The organism is Yoonia sp. R2-816 (assembly GCF_046762905.1).
GTDB lineage: Bacteria > Pseudomonadota > Alphaproteobacteria > Rhodobacterales > Rhodobacteraceae > Yoonia.
Genome location: NZ_JBKQXN010000179.1, coordinates 47,295 through 64,919 on the forward strand (window position 1 = coordinate 47,295; position 17,625 = coordinate 64,919).

General features: G+C 59.4%; 17 protein-coding genes. 16 read left to right on the forward strand and 1 reads right to left on the reverse strand.

Annotated elements, in window-relative coordinates; translation table 11 throughout:
- Nucleotides 1–85: 85 nt before the first annotated feature.
- Complete coding sequence (locus ACFWW2_RS07700) at nt 86–2,989, reverse strand: DNA methyltransferase (RefSeq protein ID WP_393927332.1); 2,904 nt, start codon at nt 2,987–2,989, stop codon at nt 86–88.
- 536 nt (nt 2,990–3,525) lie between these two features.
- Here ACFWW2_RS07700 and ACFWW2_RS07705 point away from each other — a divergent pair.
- From ACFWW2_RS07705 to ACFWW2_RS07780, 16 genes are all read left to right on the forward strand, one after another.
- A complete protein-coding gene (locus ACFWW2_RS07705) occupies nt 3,526–4,653 on the forward strand; it encodes a phage protease (protein WP_393927334.1) in 1,128 nt (375 codons plus the stop codon).
- Nucleotides 4,653–5,084: a hypothetical protein gene (locus tag ACFWW2_RS07710; RefSeq protein WP_393927335.1), complete on the forward strand. Its 432-nt coding sequence runs from the start codon at nt 4,653–4,655 to the stop codon at nt 5,082–5,084. The genes ACFWW2_RS07705 and ACFWW2_RS07710 overlap by 1 nt, the downstream gene beginning before the upstream one ends.
- A 26-nt stretch (nt 5,085–5,110) precedes the next feature.
- Entirely contained in the window at nt 5,111–6,004 is an 894-nt protein-coding gene (locus tag ACFWW2_RS07715) for a Mu-like prophage major head subunit gpT family protein (protein ID WP_393927336.1), read from the forward strand.
- Between the two features lie 71 nt (nt 6,005–6,075).
- Nucleotides 6,076–6,666 (forward strand): hypothetical protein, encoded by a 591-nt coding sequence (locus ACFWW2_RS07720; RefSeq protein ID WP_393927338.1) that lies wholly within the window; start codon nt 6,076–6,078, stop codon nt 6,664–6,666.
- Between the two features lie 25 nt (nt 6,667–6,691).
- Nucleotides 6,692–7,120, forward strand: a complete 429-nt coding sequence (locus ACFWW2_RS07725; protein WP_393927340.1) for a gp436 family protein — start codon at nt 6,692–6,694, stop codon at nt 7,118–7,120.
- Nucleotides 7,120–7,554, forward strand: coding sequence for a hypothetical protein (locus tag ACFWW2_RS07730; protein WP_393927342.1), 435 nt, complete (start codon nt 7,120–7,122; stop codon nt 7,552–7,554). Before ACFWW2_RS07725 ends, ACFWW2_RS07730 begins: the two co-directional genes overlap by 1 nt.
- On the forward strand, nt 7,547–7,711 hold the full coding sequence (locus ACFWW2_RS07735; protein ID WP_393927344.1) for a hypothetical protein: 165 nt from the start codon (nt 7,547–7,549) through the stop codon (nt 7,709–7,711). The genes ACFWW2_RS07730 and ACFWW2_RS07735 overlap by 8 nt, the downstream gene beginning before the upstream one ends.
- Nucleotide 7,712: 1 nt before the next feature.
- Nucleotides 7,713–8,645 carry a hypothetical protein gene (locus ACFWW2_RS07740; protein WP_393927346.1) on the forward strand — a complete coding sequence of 311 codons (933 nt, stop codon included), beginning with the start codon at nt 7,713–7,715 and terminating at the stop codon, nt 8,643–8,645.
- Between the two features lie 67 nt (nt 8,646–8,712).
- Nucleotides 8,713–9,048, forward strand: a complete 336-nt coding sequence (locus ACFWW2_RS07745; protein WP_393927348.1) for a hypothetical protein — start codon at nt 8,713–8,715, stop codon at nt 9,046–9,048.
- Nucleotides 9,049–9,134: 86 nt separating this feature from the next.
- Nucleotides 9,135–9,389, forward strand: a complete 255-nt coding sequence (locus ACFWW2_RS07750) for a DUF1799 domain-containing protein (RefSeq protein ID WP_393927350.1) — start codon at nt 9,135–9,137, stop codon at nt 9,387–9,389.
- Nucleotides 9,386–11,716 carry a phage tail length tape measure family protein gene (locus ACFWW2_RS07755; protein ID WP_393927352.1) on the forward strand — a complete coding sequence of 777 codons (2,331 nt, stop codon included), beginning with the start codon at nt 9,386–9,388 and terminating at the stop codon, nt 11,714–11,716. The genes ACFWW2_RS07750 and ACFWW2_RS07755 overlap by 4 nt, the downstream gene beginning before the upstream one ends.
- Complete coding sequence (locus tag ACFWW2_RS07760) at nt 11,713–12,135, forward strand: hypothetical protein (RefSeq protein ID WP_393927354.1); 423 nt, start codon at nt 11,713–11,715, stop codon at nt 12,133–12,135. The genes ACFWW2_RS07755 and ACFWW2_RS07760 overlap by 4 nt, the downstream gene beginning before the upstream one ends.
- Nucleotides 12,132–12,656, forward strand: a complete 525-nt coding sequence (locus ACFWW2_RS07765) for a hypothetical protein (protein WP_393927356.1) — start codon at nt 12,132–12,134, stop codon at nt 12,654–12,656. Before ACFWW2_RS07760 ends, ACFWW2_RS07765 begins: the two co-directional genes overlap by 4 nt.
- A complete protein-coding gene (locus tag ACFWW2_RS07770) occupies nt 12,653–13,090 on the forward strand; it encodes an NlpC/P60 family protein (protein ID WP_393927358.1) in 438 nt (145 codons plus the stop codon). The genes ACFWW2_RS07765 and ACFWW2_RS07770 overlap by 4 nt, the downstream gene beginning before the upstream one ends.
- Nucleotides 13,087–16,074, forward strand: a complete 2,988-nt coding sequence (locus ACFWW2_RS07775; RefSeq protein WP_393927360.1) for a phage tail protein — start codon at nt 13,087–13,089, stop codon at nt 16,072–16,074. Before ACFWW2_RS07770 ends, ACFWW2_RS07775 begins: the two co-directional genes overlap by 4 nt.
- 85 nt (nt 16,075–16,159) lie before the next feature.
- Nucleotides 16,160–17,572, forward strand: a complete 1,413-nt coding sequence (locus ACFWW2_RS07780) for a hypothetical protein (protein ID WP_393927362.1) — start codon at nt 16,160–16,162, stop codon at nt 17,570–17,572.
- The last annotated feature ends 53 nt before the right edge of the window (nt 17,573–17,625 follow it).

Genomic DNA, 17,625 nt, shown 5'->3' on the forward strand with positions numbered 1-17,625 from the left:
TCCCAAAGCAGACGTCTATTCAGGTTGCAAACTAGGACCAACGTCCCGCAGCCCTGAGCCGACTGATTACGCGGATGTCTAATTCTTAGACAATGATACGATCGCTTGAAACGAACTGTTCACGGTTCTTAGTTGATGCAGGAAGACCGGGAGGCTGCACCATACCTCCTTTAGCTTCCGCTTCACACACCATGGCGTTCAGCGCCAGAAGGAACTGAAGTGGATCGGCTTTCGGCGACATACCATAGGCGGATCGAACGGCAGTGTTCAGCTTTGTGTGGGCCGTTCTTAACGGGTTGTCTCCCGGCAGTTCCAATCCCCGGTAAAGCTCGCGCAGGGACCGACCATGTTTGGCCATGAGGTCCGTTCTTGTGGTTCGGAGATCGACGGCCGCTTTCGCGACCGCCTTCATGGCTGGCAACGTCGGCTTTTGCGGCCAGGCGAAGCTGTCCCAGACTGTGTTTGATGTGTAGCGGTAGCGTTCTGTAAGGGTTGAACAGCGGTTTACGAACCACTCCCAATGAATGTCGGACTGGAGTATGCCGAACGAATAATCGTCATCGTAGGCAAAGACCTGAAGGGCGGCATTGGGGCGAATTTCGCGATCAAGAAACTCAAAAATTGGTCTTTTTGTTACCTGACCACACACGATATACCGTGGCAACGAAGACAGCTCCTGCACCATTTCCTCGCGGGCATAGGACAGCTTCCACCAAGACCGCAGGAAGTTGGCATGATGGCGGTTAACCTGGGCATTGGGATTCTTTGCGAGAGCTTTTGCATTACGCTCTTCTTCATTCTTCGCCGCCTCCTGCCGCTTTGGAAGAACGAGACGTTTTACCTGTTCGAAGGGTTCCTTGAACGCTTCAGCCTCCAGAACATTGTGACCCTGGAAGTCGATTACATACCGTCCTGGAGCCGGGTGGCGTCGTGCGATCAGATCGTTGGCGATCATGAACGGATGCAGCACGGATTTCAGCTTGCCTGTTTTGTCTTGTGACAGCGCGAGCTTGGCCAGATTGGCCTTCATCAGAAAGCCCTTGTGGCCGTGGGTCTGGCCTTGATAGCAGCCGCGCTCTGCGTTGACCTTGATCGGTTTTGCGGTCGTGACATCCAGGTTGAAAGACAGCGCCGGACCGATCCTGTCGAGCGCAACTATTTGCTCGTCGAACTTTGATTTAGTGCCGATCTGGCTGAACAGACGCTTGGAGCCCATTTCCTTCCCCTTTATCCAATTGACGATGGACACATGAAGGTTGGCTTCGCCTGGCCAAGGCATACTGGACATGGCTTCAGTAATCGTGCCGCCGTTCGCCAGAATGTAATCGAGGCTTGCTTCGCGGCTGTAGTTCTGGCGGATGGTATTCGTGCCAACTAGGCCCGCGCGCTGCCCCGGCTTCAGCCTGTCATGTGCAAGACGGAACCAGTAGACGCAGTAGTCTGCTCTTCCGTCCACTTCCGGATATTGCTCCCGCAGGTCATGTAGATAGTCGAGGTCCATTTCGGCCTGGCGCTTGTTTTTGCTCTGATATGGCGGATTCCCGATGATCGCGTCCACCTCGGGCCAATCCATGAGGAGGGCATCACCTTCAACGATGTTCTCATCCAGGTTGTCGAGAGGAAGAGCGTCGCCTGACAGCGCCATTTCGCCTTGAAGAGCTAAGAGGGTTTCCTGCGCTTCATCAAGGGCCAGCTTCCTAGCCAACATCAGCGTCACTTTGGCCAGCTCGACACCAAAGCCTTCAAGCTCGATGCCGTAGAACTGTTTGGGGCTGATGACCGTGAGGCTTCGAGCCTCTTTCTCAAAATTGGCGGGCGAGACCAGCTCCTTCATCCGTTGTAGGATATGAAGATCGAGGCGGCACATCTCACGGTATGCAATGTAAAGGAAATTTCCGCTACCGCACGATGGATCAAGCACCCGGTATGTGGCCAGCTCGCGTCGAAGCTGGACCAGCTCCTTCATCGTCTTGGCGGCATCAATTCGGGTGCGCCAAGGCCGCACAATCGTTGGCCCTACGATGCGCTGAATATCGGCTTCATGCGTATAGTGTGCGCCGAACGCGTGACGCTGCGCCTCGTCCATGCTGTCTTGGAATAACGTGCCGAAGATAGCAGGGCTGACTTTGGCCCAGTTCTTTGTCGCGGCCCCTTCGTTCTCTTTTCCAATTAGATCGAGCTGAAACCGATCAAGCTCTATCGGCTCAACTTTCGAAAAGAGGCCCCCGTTGAAGTAGCGAACACCTCTGAAGCGCCCTGCGTCGGCCGCCTTGGGATCATTCATCTGACGAAAAAGACCGCCGAACAGATCATAGGGCGACTGCCCGTTCTCGACGCAATCGTTGTAGACTTCCTGGATGGTCGAGGCAGGCATCAAGTCGATGTCTTCTGCGAACATGGCGACCAAAAGCTGAAGCACAAACCTTTGAGCTTGCTCACGCGGAACAGGGTTTCTGGGCCGAGCAATCAGGCCTCGGAACAGGTCTGCCATCTTGTCCGCAGCCTCACGCGAAACCTTCTCGCGGTCGTTTCCGAAGGTCGGTGCTGGGTTGTTCGGGAAGAGAAAGTTTAGAACAGGATACCGCAGTGGCAACTCATCGAGCCTCAATGTATCGACGGGTTCTCCGAGCTGCTTGTCGAAGTCGTAGACCCAGAACTCTTCAAAGTTGCACAACACCACGTAGCGCGGGCGATTGGGAACAGCTTGCAGCCAGTAGTCAAAGGCTTGTTGATAATGCAGGTGCAGCTTTTCTCCCTTGGACTTCATCTCGATAAGGACAATCGGCTTCCACATCAAGTCAGCAAATTTCTTGCCTTTGCCGCCCCTCTTCGGAACCCGGTATTCCAATGTTGCACCAGCTTCTTTGTAGCCGTCATGCCCAAAGGCTTGGAATAAACGGTCGCAAAACACCTGGGCTTCGCCTTTTTCGTCACCAAGTGGCTCTGCATACCTGACAAATTCGTTTAAGCGCTTTGCTAAGTCTGACATTTTTGTTCTTTTTCCTGTTTCGCATTGTCGAGAACTCAGGGGAGATACTCAAATCAGAGCGCGATGTGACTATTTGGTGTCAAAGGGATAAGAGCATTTTGCCAAAACGAAAACACTTGTTTCTCGATCGCGTGCGCATTCCTTCACAGCGACACTTTGCTGAAGAGTATTCTGGGCATGTCGAGGCATGTGCACTCGGCAATCCTCACAACGCCTCTGATGTCAGTTTTGGGAAGCTGCACCGCAGCACTCGTAGTCGCAATCAAGGTCCAGATTGGGCCGTGTCCCCATAAAGGCCCGCCCAGACTTTGCAACTTTGCAACGTCGGCTTTCTGCGCATCGCTGACCCTGACCGTATCCGCAATACTAGTCGAGTTAGGCTCACTGTTGGCTTCAAACAGCACTATCCGAGCTGTTTAGTGCGGGATTGACCTGCCAATTCACGCAACGCATGTTCGCTTAGGCATTTCCCCTTCAAACCACACAAACCCTTGCGTGTATTTGTAGGTATCTGGCGCAGATAGGTTTGCCCTATCATGAGCCACTCACCATTCCTCATCGCCCTTTGCGCCGCCCAAGCCGCCCATGAAGTCGGATTGTGTGCCTCTCAGGCATTGCCGCCCATCACCGGCGACAGTGATGTGCCCGAATGGATCCATTTGCTGCCTGGCGGTTCGACCATTGAAACTGGCGACGCACGGGGACCTTACAATGTAAATTCAGCCGACGAGATCATCGCTGCGTCTTTCGCGCAGGATGACCGCCTGCCTATTGACGAAAACCACGCAACTGACCTAGCCGCCCCACGTGGCGAGCCAGCACCTGCGCATGGTTGGATCACGGCCATGGAAGCCCGGTCCGACGGTATCTGGGGCAGGGTCGAGTGGACTGACAGTGGCCGCGATCTGGTTGCCAGCCGGGCCTATCGCGGGATCTCGCCCGTCATCCTTCACGACAAGCAAAAGGCGGTGCACAGCATTCTGCGCGCCAGCCTTGTGAATAAACCCAACCTGCGTGGGATGACCACGCTCCACCAGCAACAGGACACCACAATGGACTGGATGAAGTTCCTGGCCGATATGCTCGGCCTGCCTGAGACGGCGACTGAGGAGGAGATCAAATCTGCTCTGACCGCCAAGATGGGCGAAACCGAAACCATGGGAGCTGACAAGGATCTGACTGCGATGCAGTCGCAATTGTCCCAGATCGGCGTCGCACTCGGCCTGGCCGACAGCGCTGATGGTGCCGCCATCCTTGAAGCCGCGACCCAAGCCGCGCAATCGGATGCAGCGGCCCCCGCCGAGATCGTGGCGCTCCAAAGCGAGATCGCCACACTCACCACGACCGTCAACTCGCTACAAGAAGGCGGTGCCCGGTCGGCGGCTGAGACCTTTGTCGATGCCGAGATCAAGCGCGGTCGGGCTGGTCTGAAGCCGGTGCGTGATCGCTACATCGCGATGCACATGAAGGATCCTGCCGAGTGCAAGGCGCTCATCGAGGCCCTACCGGTTCTTGGTGCAACGCCCACGACAATCCTGCCGCCGAATACATCCGGCGGCACGATCTCCCTGAACGCTGAGCAGGTGTCTGTCGCACGGCAACTCGGCATTTCCGAAGCAGACTACATCAAGCAGCTCGAGCTTGATCAGAAGGAGGGCGCATAATGGCTCCGCTGACAGAAGGTCGTAACACGCCCCAACGCATGGGCGACATCTCCAGCGGTCCAGTCCCTGCCGGTGCGGTTATTTTCCAGGGCGCGCTGCTGGTACGCACTGGAGCTGGATATGTTCAGCCGGGGGTCACGGCTGCAGGACTTGTTGGCGTCGGGCGCGCTGAGGAGGCCATTGATAACACTGGCGGGGCGTTCGGCGACCTCACAGTCAAGTACCGCCCCGGCGTGTTTCACTATGCAAACTCGGCGGGCGACGATGCGGTCGATCTGCGCGATATCGGCGACCTCTGCTTCGTCGTGGATGATCAGACAGTCGCCGCGACCAATGGTGCGGGCGCACGCTCGCCCGCCGGTGTGGTCGCCGATGTCGATGCGCAGGGCGTCTGGGTCCGCCTGGACGAAGCGCTGACCAACGCAACTTAACCTCCGCACTGCAAGGAAAACTGACAATGCTTATCAATGCTGCTTCTCTCGAAGCGATCCGTGTTGGGTTCAGCGCTGCTTATGCACGCGGCCTTGACCAGGCGGATCCGCAATACCTCCGTGTGGCAACCACGGTCCCGTCGACCACCAAGGAAAACCGCTATGGCTGGCTGGGCAAGCTGCCCAACATGTCCAAGTGGGTCGGTGAGCGCACCGTCCATGGCATCGCAGAGCACGACTATTCGATCAAGAACGAGAGCTACGAGCTGACGATTGGCGTGGATCGCGACGACATCAAAGACGACAATCTGGGTACCTACGATCCCATGATGGTCGAGATGGGGGAGAGTGTTGCGGCCCTCCCTGATCAATTGACCTTCGGCTTGCTGGGTAATGGGTTCACCGAAGAGTGCTATGACGGCCAGCCATTCTTCGACGCCGATCACCCGGTTCTGGACGAGAATGGCAAGATCGTTTCTGTGTCCAACACAGGCGGTGGAGCGGGCACGCCATGGTACTTGATGTCGACGCGGCGCGCATTGAAGCCAATGATCTTCCAGGAGCGCGAGAAGGCAGAGTTCGTTGCGCTGGACAATCCAAACGACGAGCACGTCTTCAAGAACAAGGAGTTCCTCTACGGCTCGGATGGTCGCTGGAATGTGGGCTTTGGCTTCTGGCAGATGGCCTACGCATCTCGGCAGCCTCTCAACGCGGCCAACTATTCGGCGGCGCGGACGAATATCATGGAGCGCAAGGGCGATTACGGGCGACCGCTTGGCCTGATGCCGGATCTCCTGGTCGTGCCGCCAAGCATGGAAAGCGCCGGTCTGAAGCTCTTGAACAACGAGCTGGGTGCCGGTGGCGAAACCAACGAGTGGAAGGGCACAGCCGAGCTGTTCGTCGTGCCCTGGCTCGCCTGATCCACGGTCGATTGATTGAGCGGTCCGGCGCGACCGGACTGCTTTATTCAGCCGATCCAAAGGAGACAGAAATGTCCAAGCGCAACGATCTGAAGAAGCGGGCCGCTGAGCTCGAAATCACGTTCAAAGGCAATATCAGCAACGATGCGCTCGAAGAGCTCATCAAAGAGGCTGAGGCCGCACAGGATACTGGAGCCGTCGCCAGCAATGGCGAGAAGGACAGTGGGCAGATCGGCGCGCCCACACCGCCACCGGGTGAGAGTTCCGCAGATGCGGTTGCACCAGGTGCGGCAGACGCTGCAGCTCAGGATGGGGCAGTGCAGCCAGGCGCAGCGACCGGGGCCACAGAAGCCACCGGCGCTGCGCCACAGGATACGCCGCCCGCCACTCACGCAACCGAGGGCACACAATCCGGTGTGCCCTCGGAGCTTGCGTCGGGTGTTGTGGTGCGGATCGTCGGCCCCAAAAAGGGTCGTTGGCGTGCCGGTCGACATTTCGGCAAGCAGCCGGTCGATGTTCCAATCGATGACCTGGACAACGCTGCGCGCGTTGCGCTGATCGCTGATCCAACCCTGACCCTGCAGCTCTTCGAAGACGGAGAGCCGTTGACCGACGCCATGCAGGGCGGTGGCGATCCCGAGATGTTTGAACAGGCGATTTAATTGCCCATTAAAGGTGGCTTTAACGATGCCTTATGCGACACTGGATCAGCTCTCAGACCGCTATGGTGACCCGGCGCTGATCAACCTGACAGATCGTGCCGAGGTGCCAACCGGCGTCATCAACCATGATGTGATTGACCGCGTCCTGGCTGACACCGATGCGATCATCGATGGCTACCTGGAAAAGCGCTATGCGCTGCCGGTGACTGGGGTGTCTCCCATGCTGGCTGATATCGGCCAGGCCATCGCCATCTACAAGCTGCATGTGTTCCAGCCCGATCAGAAGATCGAGGACGAGTACAAGGAAGCTATGCGCATGCTACGCGAGATCGCGGATGGGCGCATCACGCTGACCATCGCGGGCAAACCCGCTGCCGGGTCCGGTGGCAGCGGCGCGCGCCTGACCGACCGTGAACGGCCCCTGACCGAGCAGAACATGAAGGGCTTCATCTGATGATCGAGGCGGTGATTGCTCAGTTAAAGGCCGAAGTGCCGTTTCTGCAGGGGCGGGTGGAAGGTGCTCTGGATCTGGCCAACCTGATCAACACGCGCAAGCTCTCACCTTACGGGACCATTGCGCATGTCATTCCGTTGACCCTGCGTGGTGGTGCTCCTGACGCCGCGACCGGGATCTTTCGCCAGTCGTTCGACAAGTCAATCTCGGTGCTGATTTCGATCCGCACCAATGACCGCAACGGAAAGAAAGCACTGGCCGATCTGGATCCCAACCTGCGCGCCATCATCGATGCCATCGCGGGTTGGGCTCCGAATGATGAGGTTGGCGTGTTTCGCCTGGTTAGCGGCCGCGTAGTGTCGATGACGCACGGCGCTTTCATCTACCAGATCGACTTTGCCATCCAGGACCAACTGAGGATCGCCAATGCCTAAGACACCCAAGCCCCCAGAAATGCCCCGCCGTGGTGGCAGCTTCGTCCGTGATGTGAATGGCAAGCTGACGCAGACCGAAGGTCCAGCCGTGGCGGCGAAAGCGAAACCCGGGAAGCCCAGCAAGCCTGCCCCCGATGTGAAGAAAGAGGAGAGCTGACATGGCACTCAAATGGCGCAACAAGATCCTGCTGTTTCAGATCGAGGCCGCTTATGGCATCGATCCGGTGCCAACCGGTGCCAATCATGCGTTCCTTGCCACAGACGTGCAGCTCAGCCCCATGGAAGGCAACGATGTCAGCCGGGAGTTGGAAACGCCCTATCTGGGTGCCCAGCCGACGATCCCAACCGAGCTGCACCGGCGTCTGACATTCAATGTCGAGCTCGTTGGGTCTGGCGCGGCGGGCATCGCGCCTGGCTGGGGTCCAATCCTGCGTGCTTGTGGCTGCGCGGAAACGATCGTCCCGAACGCGTCGGTGACCTACAATCCGGTCAGCGACGATCATGAGAGCGGTACGTTCTACATCTGGATCGACACCACCTTGTTCCGCCTGTCAGGAAGCCGGGGCACTGCCAATATGAGCTATACCGCACAGGGCATTCCCTATCTGCAATTCGAGTTCACCGGGCTCTACAGCCAGGCGACGGAAACGCCGCGCGTGCAGCCAGATCTGGCGGCCTTCCAGAAGCCCTTGGTTGCCTCTGACTTCAATACGCCAACCTTCACGATGAACGGCGCTGACTTTGTCATGCGGAGCTGCATGCTTAACCTGGGCAATCAGGTCGAGCCGCGCTTCCTGATCAATGCCGAGAACATCCTGATCACCGACCGGGTAGATGTGCTGCAGACCACGGTTGAAGCCGTTCCGCTCACTAACTTTGATCCGTTCACGCTGGCACGCGAACAGACCACGGTACCAATTGTGCTGAGCCACGGACGGGACGCGGGTCTGATCTCGACTCTCAACGTTCCAACGGCGCAGATCCAACGCCCGCAGGGTCTGGAGAGTGCGCAGAACATCGTCGAATGGCCGCTGCGTCTGGTGCCATTGCCCACTGCTGGCGATGACCAGTGGACGCTGGTGCTGACGTAGCGCTTGCCGGAATTCATTGAGGCGGCCGCCCAGGTGGTCGCCGGTCAACCGTTGGAGAAAACTATCCATGTTTAAGGTCACAGAAGAACCCGAATTCACCCATGAGGTGCCGATCCAGGTGCCAGAGGACGATGGCCACCGTGAGGACATGCTCCGCACGCGGTTTCGGGCCATTTCGCTCAGTGATGGGGAAGACTACGACCTGACCACGAAAGAAGGCACGACGGCTTATCTGCAACGGATTGTCGTGACGTTTGAGAACCTGGTCACCGATGAAGAGACGCCCAAGCAAATCGAATGCACCGACGCTATTCGCGATCAATTGCTTGACATGGCCTATATCCGCACGGGCCTCACGACGGCTTACATGCGGGCAATGCACAGGGCACGTGTGGGAAACTAGAAGCCGTCGGGCGCGCCTGGGCGACAGGTACGCTCGGCGGACCACACCGACAAGATGAGGCCGAGGCAGATGCAAAGCTCTGGGGCATGTCAGCCCCTAAACTGGCAGACGGCGATGTCATCTGGACATGCAATGTCGAAGCGGTCTCGACCTTCCTCGCAGTGCAAACGCAATGGCGCACGGTGGCAACCATGCTGGGTGTAACGCCGACGGGTCTGGACTACGCGGCTGTCGAGGCTGGGCTGCGTCTGGCAGGACGAGAGGTTTCACCGGAGACCTGGGCGGACGTTCAAAGAATAGAGAGCGGTGCGATCCGAGGATCGCTGGAGGACAAGGGATGAGCGACTTCCGGGTTGGCCTGCGCATCGAGGGCGAAAGCGCCAGCGCTGAGCGTGCCCTAAACAATGTCGATCAGGGCCTTGATCGCGCCGGCCGATCCGCCCGCGAAATGGGCGCGGCCAATCGCCGTGCTGGCAACGACACCCGCCGCATGGGTCAGGACGCTGAAGCTGCCGCGCGTGACACCCGCCGGTTGCGCCAATCCGAAGAGCAGGCAGCCGCCGCCGCCCGCGCCCTGGCGCAGGCGAATGCGCGGGCAGCGGCCTCATCGCGTGGACTGGGCGGGGCAAACCGCGCGGCCGCTGGCCAATTGGGCAATCTGACGGCGCAGTTCAATGACCTTGGCGTCATGCTGGCCGCTGGGCAAAGCCCACTCTTGCTGGCCCTGCAGCAAGGCACGCAGATCACGCAGGTCATCGGACCGATGGGGGCGGCCGGCGCGGCGCGCGCTTTGGGTGGGGCGTTCCTCGGCATGCTCAACCCGCTCTCCCTACTGACACTGGGTGTCATCGGTGGTGGCGCAGCCTTGTTCCAATACGCCCAAAGCGCGCTGGCGGCCAGGAACGATGTTGTGGATCTCGAAGAGGTCATCGACAGCCTTGATGACGCGATGTCCAATCTGCAAAGCACCGGCAATGCAAGCCGCATCAGCGCGGCCGATCTGCGGGAAGAGTATGGACGTTACGCCCGGCAGGCCCGCGAGATCCTCGTGATCGAACGCGGGATCGCGGCGGCCGTCGCACAAGGCGCACTGGTCGAAGCGACCGGCGGTGTGGCGGCCGCACTGGGCGATATCTCGCAAGTGACCAGCACCGAAGTCACCGCGATGCTGACGGCGCTGACGGATCTCGAAGAGGGCTATGACGACGCGCTGGACTTCCTCTACAACCCCGGCCGCAGCGATCCCGGCGCAAACCCGGTCATTGCCAACCTGGCGGAGCAGTTGGGGACCTCGGCCGAGGAGGCCCTCGTCAAACTCGGTGCGTTCCGCAACGATCTGATCCAGCTTCAGCAGCAGCTAGATGTGGGACCGGCCGCTGCTGACCGGATGGCGGATGCGCTGGCGCGGATGGGCACGGCGGGATCCTTTCAAGACAAGGCGCGGGCGGCCAACGATCTTGCCATCGAAATCCATGATGCCACCGATGGGCTGAAGGACGCGGATGATGCAACCCGCGACCTCTATCAGCAGCTCCTCGAGGTCGTGAAGGCCGGGTTGCAGTTCAAGCAGCTCAGCATGGAGGACGGTATCCTGCCCGCGCTGCAGGCGGCGAAGGAGCTGGCGGCCGAGTTGAACGTCTCCTATTTGACGGCCGCCCAGCTCTCAGGCCTGGAAGATCGGGTCAGCGGTCCCGATGCGGCCATTGCCGACCTGCAGAACCAGGGGCTGATTGGTGGGGTGCTGAGCGGTGTGGTCTCGACCACGCGGACCGGGCCCGGCACGCAGCGCACCCGGTCGCCGCGCGGTGGCGCATCGGCGGCCGAGAGGGAACGCAAGGCGGTTACCGATCTGATTGCCACGCTGGAGCAGGAGTTGGCCATCCAGCGTGAACTGGATCCCGTGCAACAGGAAATGATCCGCCATCGGGAGACGCTTGGGGCGGCAAGCGATGCGGAGCGCGAAAAGATCGAGGAACTGATCGCGACACGCGAGCGCGAAGCGGTGGCGATGGAACTGGCGCGCGAGAACCTTGCGGAGTGGAAGGACATCACCAACGGGATCCTCGATGATCTGATCCAGTCCGGCGGTGATCTTGAAAGCGTGTTCGAAAACGTCATGGGCTTGCTGCTGCAAATGATCCAGCAGGCGGCACTGCTCGGGACCGGCCCACTGGCAAGCGTCTTCGGGACCGCTGGCGGGAATGGTGCCGTCGATGCCTTTGTCCAGGCGTTGGCTGGAGGGGCGGGCGTACCGGCCCGCGCCGAGGGTGGGCGGATCTATGGCCCTGGTGGTGGGACGTCTGACGATGTTTTGATGTGGGGCTCTTCAGGAGAAACAATGATGAATGCCCGTGCGACACGGCGCTACGGCCCGCTTCTGGACGCCATGAATGGTGATGCTGTGGTGCCGGGCTTTGCGCGTGGTGGTGCCATTGGTGGCAACCCCGCGCCGCAGCACATGTTTGGTGGCGTGAGTATTTCCATCGAGAACCGTGGCTCCACACCGATCAGGGGCGAGATTGAGGAGCAGCCAGATGGGTCGGGTGGGCGCAAGTTTGCGCTGGTCCTGGCAGACGAGGTGGGAGCCGCGTTGACCACCAAAGGCGGCGGAGCCCGGCGGACGCTCCAGCAAACATATGGTGTCCGGCAGCGGGGGAGCAGACGATGAGTGTGGCGGTCTGGCCAAGTGAGCTTCCGAAGCCCAGCCGGGAAGGGTACCAGGCGCAGCGCCTCGATGCGCGTGCGCGGCGGTCGGGTGGTCCGGTGCCTGGATATCGCAAGCGGTTCTCAAACGCACCACGCCTGGTCAGCCTGAGCCTGGTCGATGTGCCGCGCAGCCTGAAGGCGGTATTTGATCAGTTCTATGAGGTGATCACGGCGGATGGCACGCTGCCGTTCCTGATGCCGGATCCGGTGACGGATGGCTGGCCGCTTCTTGCGTCCGATGGGCGTCCCATTCTGCAGGCAGGCGATACGCCGGTCCTGATGAGCGCACAGTGGTTGTGCCTGTTTGGCGATGAGCCACCTGTTGAGCACATTTCCGGTGTCCGGTTCGATATCGCCTTCAGCGTTGCGGTGTTGCCATGAGACGGGTGTCGCTGAATGCCCGTGCTGCCTTGGACGCGGCCACGACAAAAGAGGTGGAAGTCGTTCTTGTCCAGATCGATCATCCCGATCTGGACGCGCCCATCCGTCTCTCGACAGACCCGACGGAGCGGCTTTCCACGGATCCACTGATCTACGGCACGCGGTCGACCTGGCTGGGTGCAGATCCAGTCACAGAGCCGTTTCACTTTGTGCTGATGTCAGCGGACATTCCCGGCGATCTCGAGGATGCACCCGCCGCCGCGAGTTTTGCCCTGGACAATGTGAGCGACGAGATCACCGCGTTGCTGCGCAGCTTCATAGATCGCCCGACGGTCAGTCTCGCAATCGTGCTCGCAAGTTCGCCGGATGTGATCGAGATCGAGTATCGCGGCATGGTGATGATGTCGTCGGACGGCTCTGTTGGTGACGTCACGATCAGTGTGTCACGGGCACCGATTGAGGATGAGACCGTGCCGATGGATCGGTTCACGAAGGACCGGTTTCCGGGGCTGTTCCGATGATCTGGGCGAACGCATATGTGGGGCTGCCGTTCAAGGATCAGGGCCGCGAACAGACCGGCTGTGACTGCTGGGGGTTGGTACGTCTGGTCTATGCTGATCAGCTTAATATTCATCTGCTGGATTACCAGTCTGCATACGCCAGTGCGCAGGAACATGCAGAGGTGGCAGCCTTGATTGATCGCGAGATTGATCGTGGGCCGTGGCAGCTGACGGCAACGCCGCACATGTTCGACGTGCTGCTGTTTCGGCAAGGTCGCTTTGGCAGCCATGTGGGTATTCGCCTGAATGGCAAGTTGATGCTGCACATGGCGCGGGGCGAGCAGGCCAAGATCGAGGATTACAGGTCGGCGCGTTGGGGCAAACGGTATCTGGGAGCCTATCGGCATCATGCCCGACTGCTGCCTTTAACAGCATCATTAAAGGTGGGTTCATGACGCATTTAATGGTTCCTGTTCTTGCCGCGCCTTTGATGGATCCCGAACGCATGCGGATCACGTTGGAGGTCCCGGCGGGGCTGACGGTGGCTGAGATAGTGCGGATTGCGCTGCCGGGTGCCGGTGTGGGGCCGGGTCAATTACGAGTCACGCTCGTGTCCGACATGGGCGCTGCGGTCATTCCCCGGCGGCTTTGGGAGCGGGTGCGGCCCAATCCCGGAGTCCAGGTCGTGATCCGCGCTGTGCCGGGGGATGACCAAACTGTACGCACGGTCTTGCTGGTGGCGGTCTCTGCTGCCGCCTTGATCTTTGCGCCCGCGATAGCCGGGGCGATTGGTCTTGCTGAATTGGGAGCACTTGGGGTTGGTTTGGTTGCAGCGGGGCTGACTGTCATCGGCACGTTGCTCGTCAATGCCCTGATACCCCCGCCGACACCCGATGACGATACGGTGCGGAATGTGTACGAGATCAGCGCGTTGCGTAATAATCTGCGACCCGGCCAACCGGTGCCGTTGATCCTGGGCAGGCACCGCTACACCCCGCCCTTTGCCGCACCCTCCTATACGGAGATCGTGGGCGATGATCAGTATGTTCGCGCGCTGTTTTGTGTTGGCTATGGGCCGGTCCGGATCAGCGATCTGCGTATTGGTGATACACCCATTGACGACTATGACGACATCGATGTCGAGATCCGCGAGGGGCGGTCTGACGATGCACCCGTCACGATCTATGACAGGCAGGTGTTCGAAGAGACATTCGGTATCGAGCTGACCAGACCCTCCGCAAATGCAGACAAGCCAGCCAGTGCTATCGAGGCAATACGCGACGCGCTGGGTGGTGCCTCTGGCGGTAGCGACACGGCGACGATCCTGACGCCGCTTGTGCGATGGAGCGGTCTTAATGCGACGGAGATATCGGTTCTGTTAGGGTTTCCCGGTGGTCTGTTTCGGGTCAATGACGACGGTAATGTTAGATCGACATCTGTGTCGATACGGATCCGCGCACGCAAGGATGGCGTTGGCGATTGGATCGATGTGAGAACATTGACCGTAACGGCTGCCAAGCGCGAGAGCTTTGTGCGCCAGTTTACCTGGACCGTCCCGCAGCGTGGACGTTACCAGATCGAAGTCACCCGCCTGACACCCGACAATCAAAGCACGCAGAGATCCAGCCGCTCCTACCTTGTCGCACTGCAATCGATCCTGCCGGAGTACCCGATCAACATGAACAAGCCTCTGGGGCTGATTGCCATACGGGTGAAGGCGAGTGGGCAGCTCAACGGTGCGCTCGACACCGTCAACTGCATTGCTGAACGCGAGGGGCTGACCCGGGCTGGCGATCTATGGGTGGCAGGCTATAGCCGAACGCCAGCCTCCGCATTCCTGACGGCGCTCATGGGATCATCGAACCCTTACCCTGTGGCTGAGGCTGAAATCGACATGGATCTGATTGCTGACTGGCATGCGTGGTGCCTGTCCAAGAACCTGAAGTATGACCGTGTCCATGATCGCAGTGAGAGTCTTGCGGAGATGCTTGCGCTGATTTGTGCGGCAGGGCGCGCGACGCCACGCCATGACGGTCTGCGCTGGGGCGTGGTGATTGACCGACCGCAGGAGCTGGTGGTTGACCATATCAACCCCCGCAACAGCACAGATTTTGCGTGGAGCCGTACCTATTTCGAACCACCTGACGGCATGCGCGTGCGCTTTCTCGACGAAACCAACGGTTATCAGGAAGCCGAACGCATTGTGCCTTGGCCAGGGCATGTGGGTCCCGTCAATTTAACTGAAGCAATCGATCTGCCCGGCAAGACGGATCCTGACGAGGTTTGGCGCGAAGCCAAGCGAAGGATGTACGAGCTGATCCATCGGCCCGACCAGTTCTCGGCGATACAGGATGGCGCGTCACGCGTTGTCACACGCGGTGATCAGGTGATGGGCAGCTTTGATGTCCTTGAGCGGTCTCAAAGGGCTGCACGCGTGAAGGCTGTGACTGGTTCTGCCGTCGAGATCGATGAGGGCGTCAGCATCGGTGAGGGATGGGGTGTCAGGTTCCGCGTCTATGCCGATCCTGACGATGTGATTGGCAGCTCACTGGTGCGTCCGCTGGCCCCGAGCAATGGCGAAACACGCCTCCTGCGGATCAACGGCAGCGGTCCGCTCCCGAGTGTTGGAGATCTGGTGCATGTCGGACCATTGCAGACTGAGAGCATTGCCTTGCGGTTACGAAATATCGAGCCAGGCCAGGACCTGACCTCGCGTCTTTTGATGGTGGCAGCCGCCCCGATCATCGATGAGCTGACGGACGCCGAGGTCCCCCCGGCTTGGGACGGGTCGGTTGGTGAGGTGAGCCCGCCGGTGACTTCGGTGCCGCAGCCACCAATCTTTGTCAGGATTGCGGTTGGCACGATTGCCGGAGCGGCGTCAAACACCGTTCAGATACTCCTGCGTGCCTCAGGGGCGACCACGGCTGTGACAGATCGTTTCGAGCTCGATCACAGGCTTGATGGGACATCGGTCTGGACGACTCTGAGCTTTCCGGTCTCTGACGGAGGTGTTGCGTTTGATGACTATGCGCTGATCAACAGAATAGAGATACGCGCCCGCGCCTTTGCTGGAGCGGATGCAAGCGACTACACCGATGTCTTTGATTTCAATCTGCAGGCCAATCTGATCATACCGGCACCGTCGATTGCTACTGGCGACATGACCGTCACGGATCAGGGCGGCAGCGCGCTGATCGAAATCTTCTCAACAGCCAATACGGCCATCGTCGGCTTTGTGGTCTATCGGACGCCGCCTGGCGTCGCGGTGGATCGGGAGGTGCATGACATCTCAAACGAATTGCCATCGACCCCGAACAATACGATTTCCTACACCGATGTCGTCGCCCCAGGCAGCTATGACTACTGGGTCTCCGCTGTGAATGATGTAGGCCGTCGCGGTGCGTTGGCAGGTCCGGTTCAGGTTACGGTCGCGCCATGATCCGGCAGGCATACGCAAGCGCTTGCGTGTTTATCGAAAGCCGTGCGCACGCGATGTTGGGGTGACCAGCAAAGGAGGTGTTTCAATGGCTTTTAATGGCGTCAGAACAACGGATTTGCCCGCACTCAACGCTGCCGACAGTGTTGTGGCGAACCGCGATGGAACCACGGGTGCGATTCCGTTTGCCACGCTTGTTGCACTGATCAATGCCACGACCGGGCCGACCTATCAAATGCTGGCCGACCTGAATGCGGATCTCGAGTGGACGGCCGGTGTTCTGGCCACGGTCTGGGGTGAGACGGATGACGCGCTGAACGGTGTCTATCAGAAATCCGGCGTCACCGGCGCAGGGGCTTGGGCGTGGGTGCGACCATTGCCCCTGACGACGCTGGGCACGGCGCTCCTGAACACCAAGGCCGATGAGAAAGACCTTGCGGCATTGCAGGCAGATGTCGAGGCCCGGGCTGTCGGGCTGTCGCCCGCCGGTGCCTGGGATGCCTCCAGCGGGGCTTTCCCGGCTGACGCGGCCGAGGGCACATTCTACGTGGTCAGCATAGCTGGCACGGTGGACGGGCAGACCTTTGCTGTTGGAGATTGGTTGATCGCGCTGGTGATGACCCCCGCGAACACCATATTTGCGGGCAACTGGACACGCGCGAACTATTCGGAGGTTGTTGCGGCTGCCCTGATTGATCCCCCTGTGTTCAAGGTCGGCACCAATCTCGCAGGGCCTTCGAAGAACACATTATACGTGAATGCACCCGGTCGAATCGATGATGGTGAACTCGATTATGGGCTGACTGTGGCGTCCTTTCAGCCCGGCATCGCGCTTATTGATAACAGCAATGCGCAGCCCGGCGATGGCGGCCAGGCACTGATCAGCGCGCGCGGCGGGACCATTGCCCTGAAGCACGATCCGGCGAACAATGATGGGTCTGTCGGGTCGGCTGCCAATACGGACACCGTGACCTCGGCTGTCTTTGGCCCCGCTGCCCAAAAGCTGCTCGTGAATGGGCAAGAGAAGCTGGTGCTGGATGCAAATGGGTTACGTCTGGATGGGCAGAACGTCTCAACCGACCCGATCACAAGGCACCAATTCAATAACCCGACTTACACCGGCGCAGATCTAAACAGCACGGTCTTCGTGATCGAAAACCTTTCTTTGAAGCCGGGTGCGTATCTTATCGAAGTTAATGCCCAATTCACCTACACAGGTCCCGGTGGGGCGAAGCAGGAAGTCGTGCCTATATGTTTTCGCCAATCCGACAACCTCAATCTCGTCCCATTTTTTGACAGGGGGAGTGGTGCATTCGAGCAGACGATGCTCTCTAGCGTGACCGGGGGACTGATCTATTGCACAGAGCTCGTGACACTAACTGTGCCGACAGTAGTGAAAGTCGGGTTCTCCCAGGGATCGAGATTTGGCGACGCAAGCCACGTTTTGCAGGTCTTGAGACCACGCGTGACGATCCACCCGGTCCAGTCCTTGAACACTTAGTGCGGGCGACAGTGAAATGGTCCTGGCCCCATATGTCTTTCCGACGCAATACG

Coding starts and splice junctions, on each gene's coding strand:
- ACFWW2_RS07780 (WP_393927362.1), top strand. CDS start 16,160: ATGGCTTTTAATGGCGTCAGAACAACGGATTTGCCCGCACTCAACGCT.
- ACFWW2_RS07705 (WP_393927334.1), top strand. CDS start 3,526: ATGAGCCACTCACCATTCCTCATCGCCCTTTGCGCCGCCCAAGCCGCC.
- ACFWW2_RS07735 (WP_393927344.1), top strand. CDS start 7,547: ATGCCTAAGACACCCAAGCCCCCAGAAATGCCCCGCCGTGGTGGCAGC.
- ACFWW2_RS07725 (WP_393927340.1), top strand. CDS start 6,692: ATGCCTTATGCGACACTGGATCAGCTCTCAGACCGCTATGGTGACCCG.
- ACFWW2_RS07720 (WP_393927338.1), top strand. CDS start 6,076: ATGTCCAAGCGCAACGATCTGAAGAAGCGGGCCGCTGAGCTCGAAATC.
- ACFWW2_RS07765 (WP_393927356.1), top strand. CDS start 12,132: ATGAGACGGGTGTCGCTGAATGCCCGTGCTGCCTTGGACGCGGCCACG.
- ACFWW2_RS07745 (WP_393927348.1), top strand. CDS start 8,713: ATGTTTAAGGTCACAGAAGAACCCGAATTCACCCATGAGGTGCCGATC.
- ACFWW2_RS07700 (WP_393927332.1), bottom strand. CDS start 2,989: ATGTCAGACTTAGCAAAGCGCTTAAACGAATTTGTCAGGTATGCAGAG.
- ACFWW2_RS07760 (WP_393927354.1), top strand. CDS start 11,713: ATGAGTGTGGCGGTCTGGCCAAGTGAGCTTCCGAAGCCCAGCCGGGAA.
- ACFWW2_RS07710 (WP_393927335.1), top strand. CDS start 4,653: ATGGCTCCGCTGACAGAAGGTCGTAACACGCCCCAACGCATGGGCGAC.
- ACFWW2_RS07775 (WP_393927360.1), top strand. CDS start 13,087: ATGACGCATTTAATGGTTCCTGTTCTTGCCGCGCCTTTGATGGATCCC.
- ACFWW2_RS07740 (WP_393927346.1), top strand. CDS start 7,713: ATGGCACTCAAATGGCGCAACAAGATCCTGCTGTTTCAGATCGAGGCC.
- ACFWW2_RS07755 (WP_393927352.1), top strand. CDS start 9,386: ATGAGCGACTTCCGGGTTGGCCTGCGCATCGAGGGCGAAAGCGCCAGC.
- ACFWW2_RS07730 (WP_393927342.1), top strand. CDS start 7,120: ATGATCGAGGCGGTGATTGCTCAGTTAAAGGCCGAAGTGCCGTTTCTG.
- ACFWW2_RS07750 (WP_393927350.1), top strand. CDS start 9,135: ATGTCAGCCCCTAAACTGGCAGACGGCGATGTCATCTGGACATGCAAT.
- ACFWW2_RS07770 (WP_393927358.1), top strand. CDS start 12,653: ATGATCTGGGCGAACGCATATGTGGGGCTGCCGTTCAAGGATCAGGGC.
- ACFWW2_RS07715 (WP_393927336.1), top strand. CDS start 5,111: ATGCTTATCAATGCTGCTTCTCTCGAAGCGATCCGTGTTGGGTTCAGC.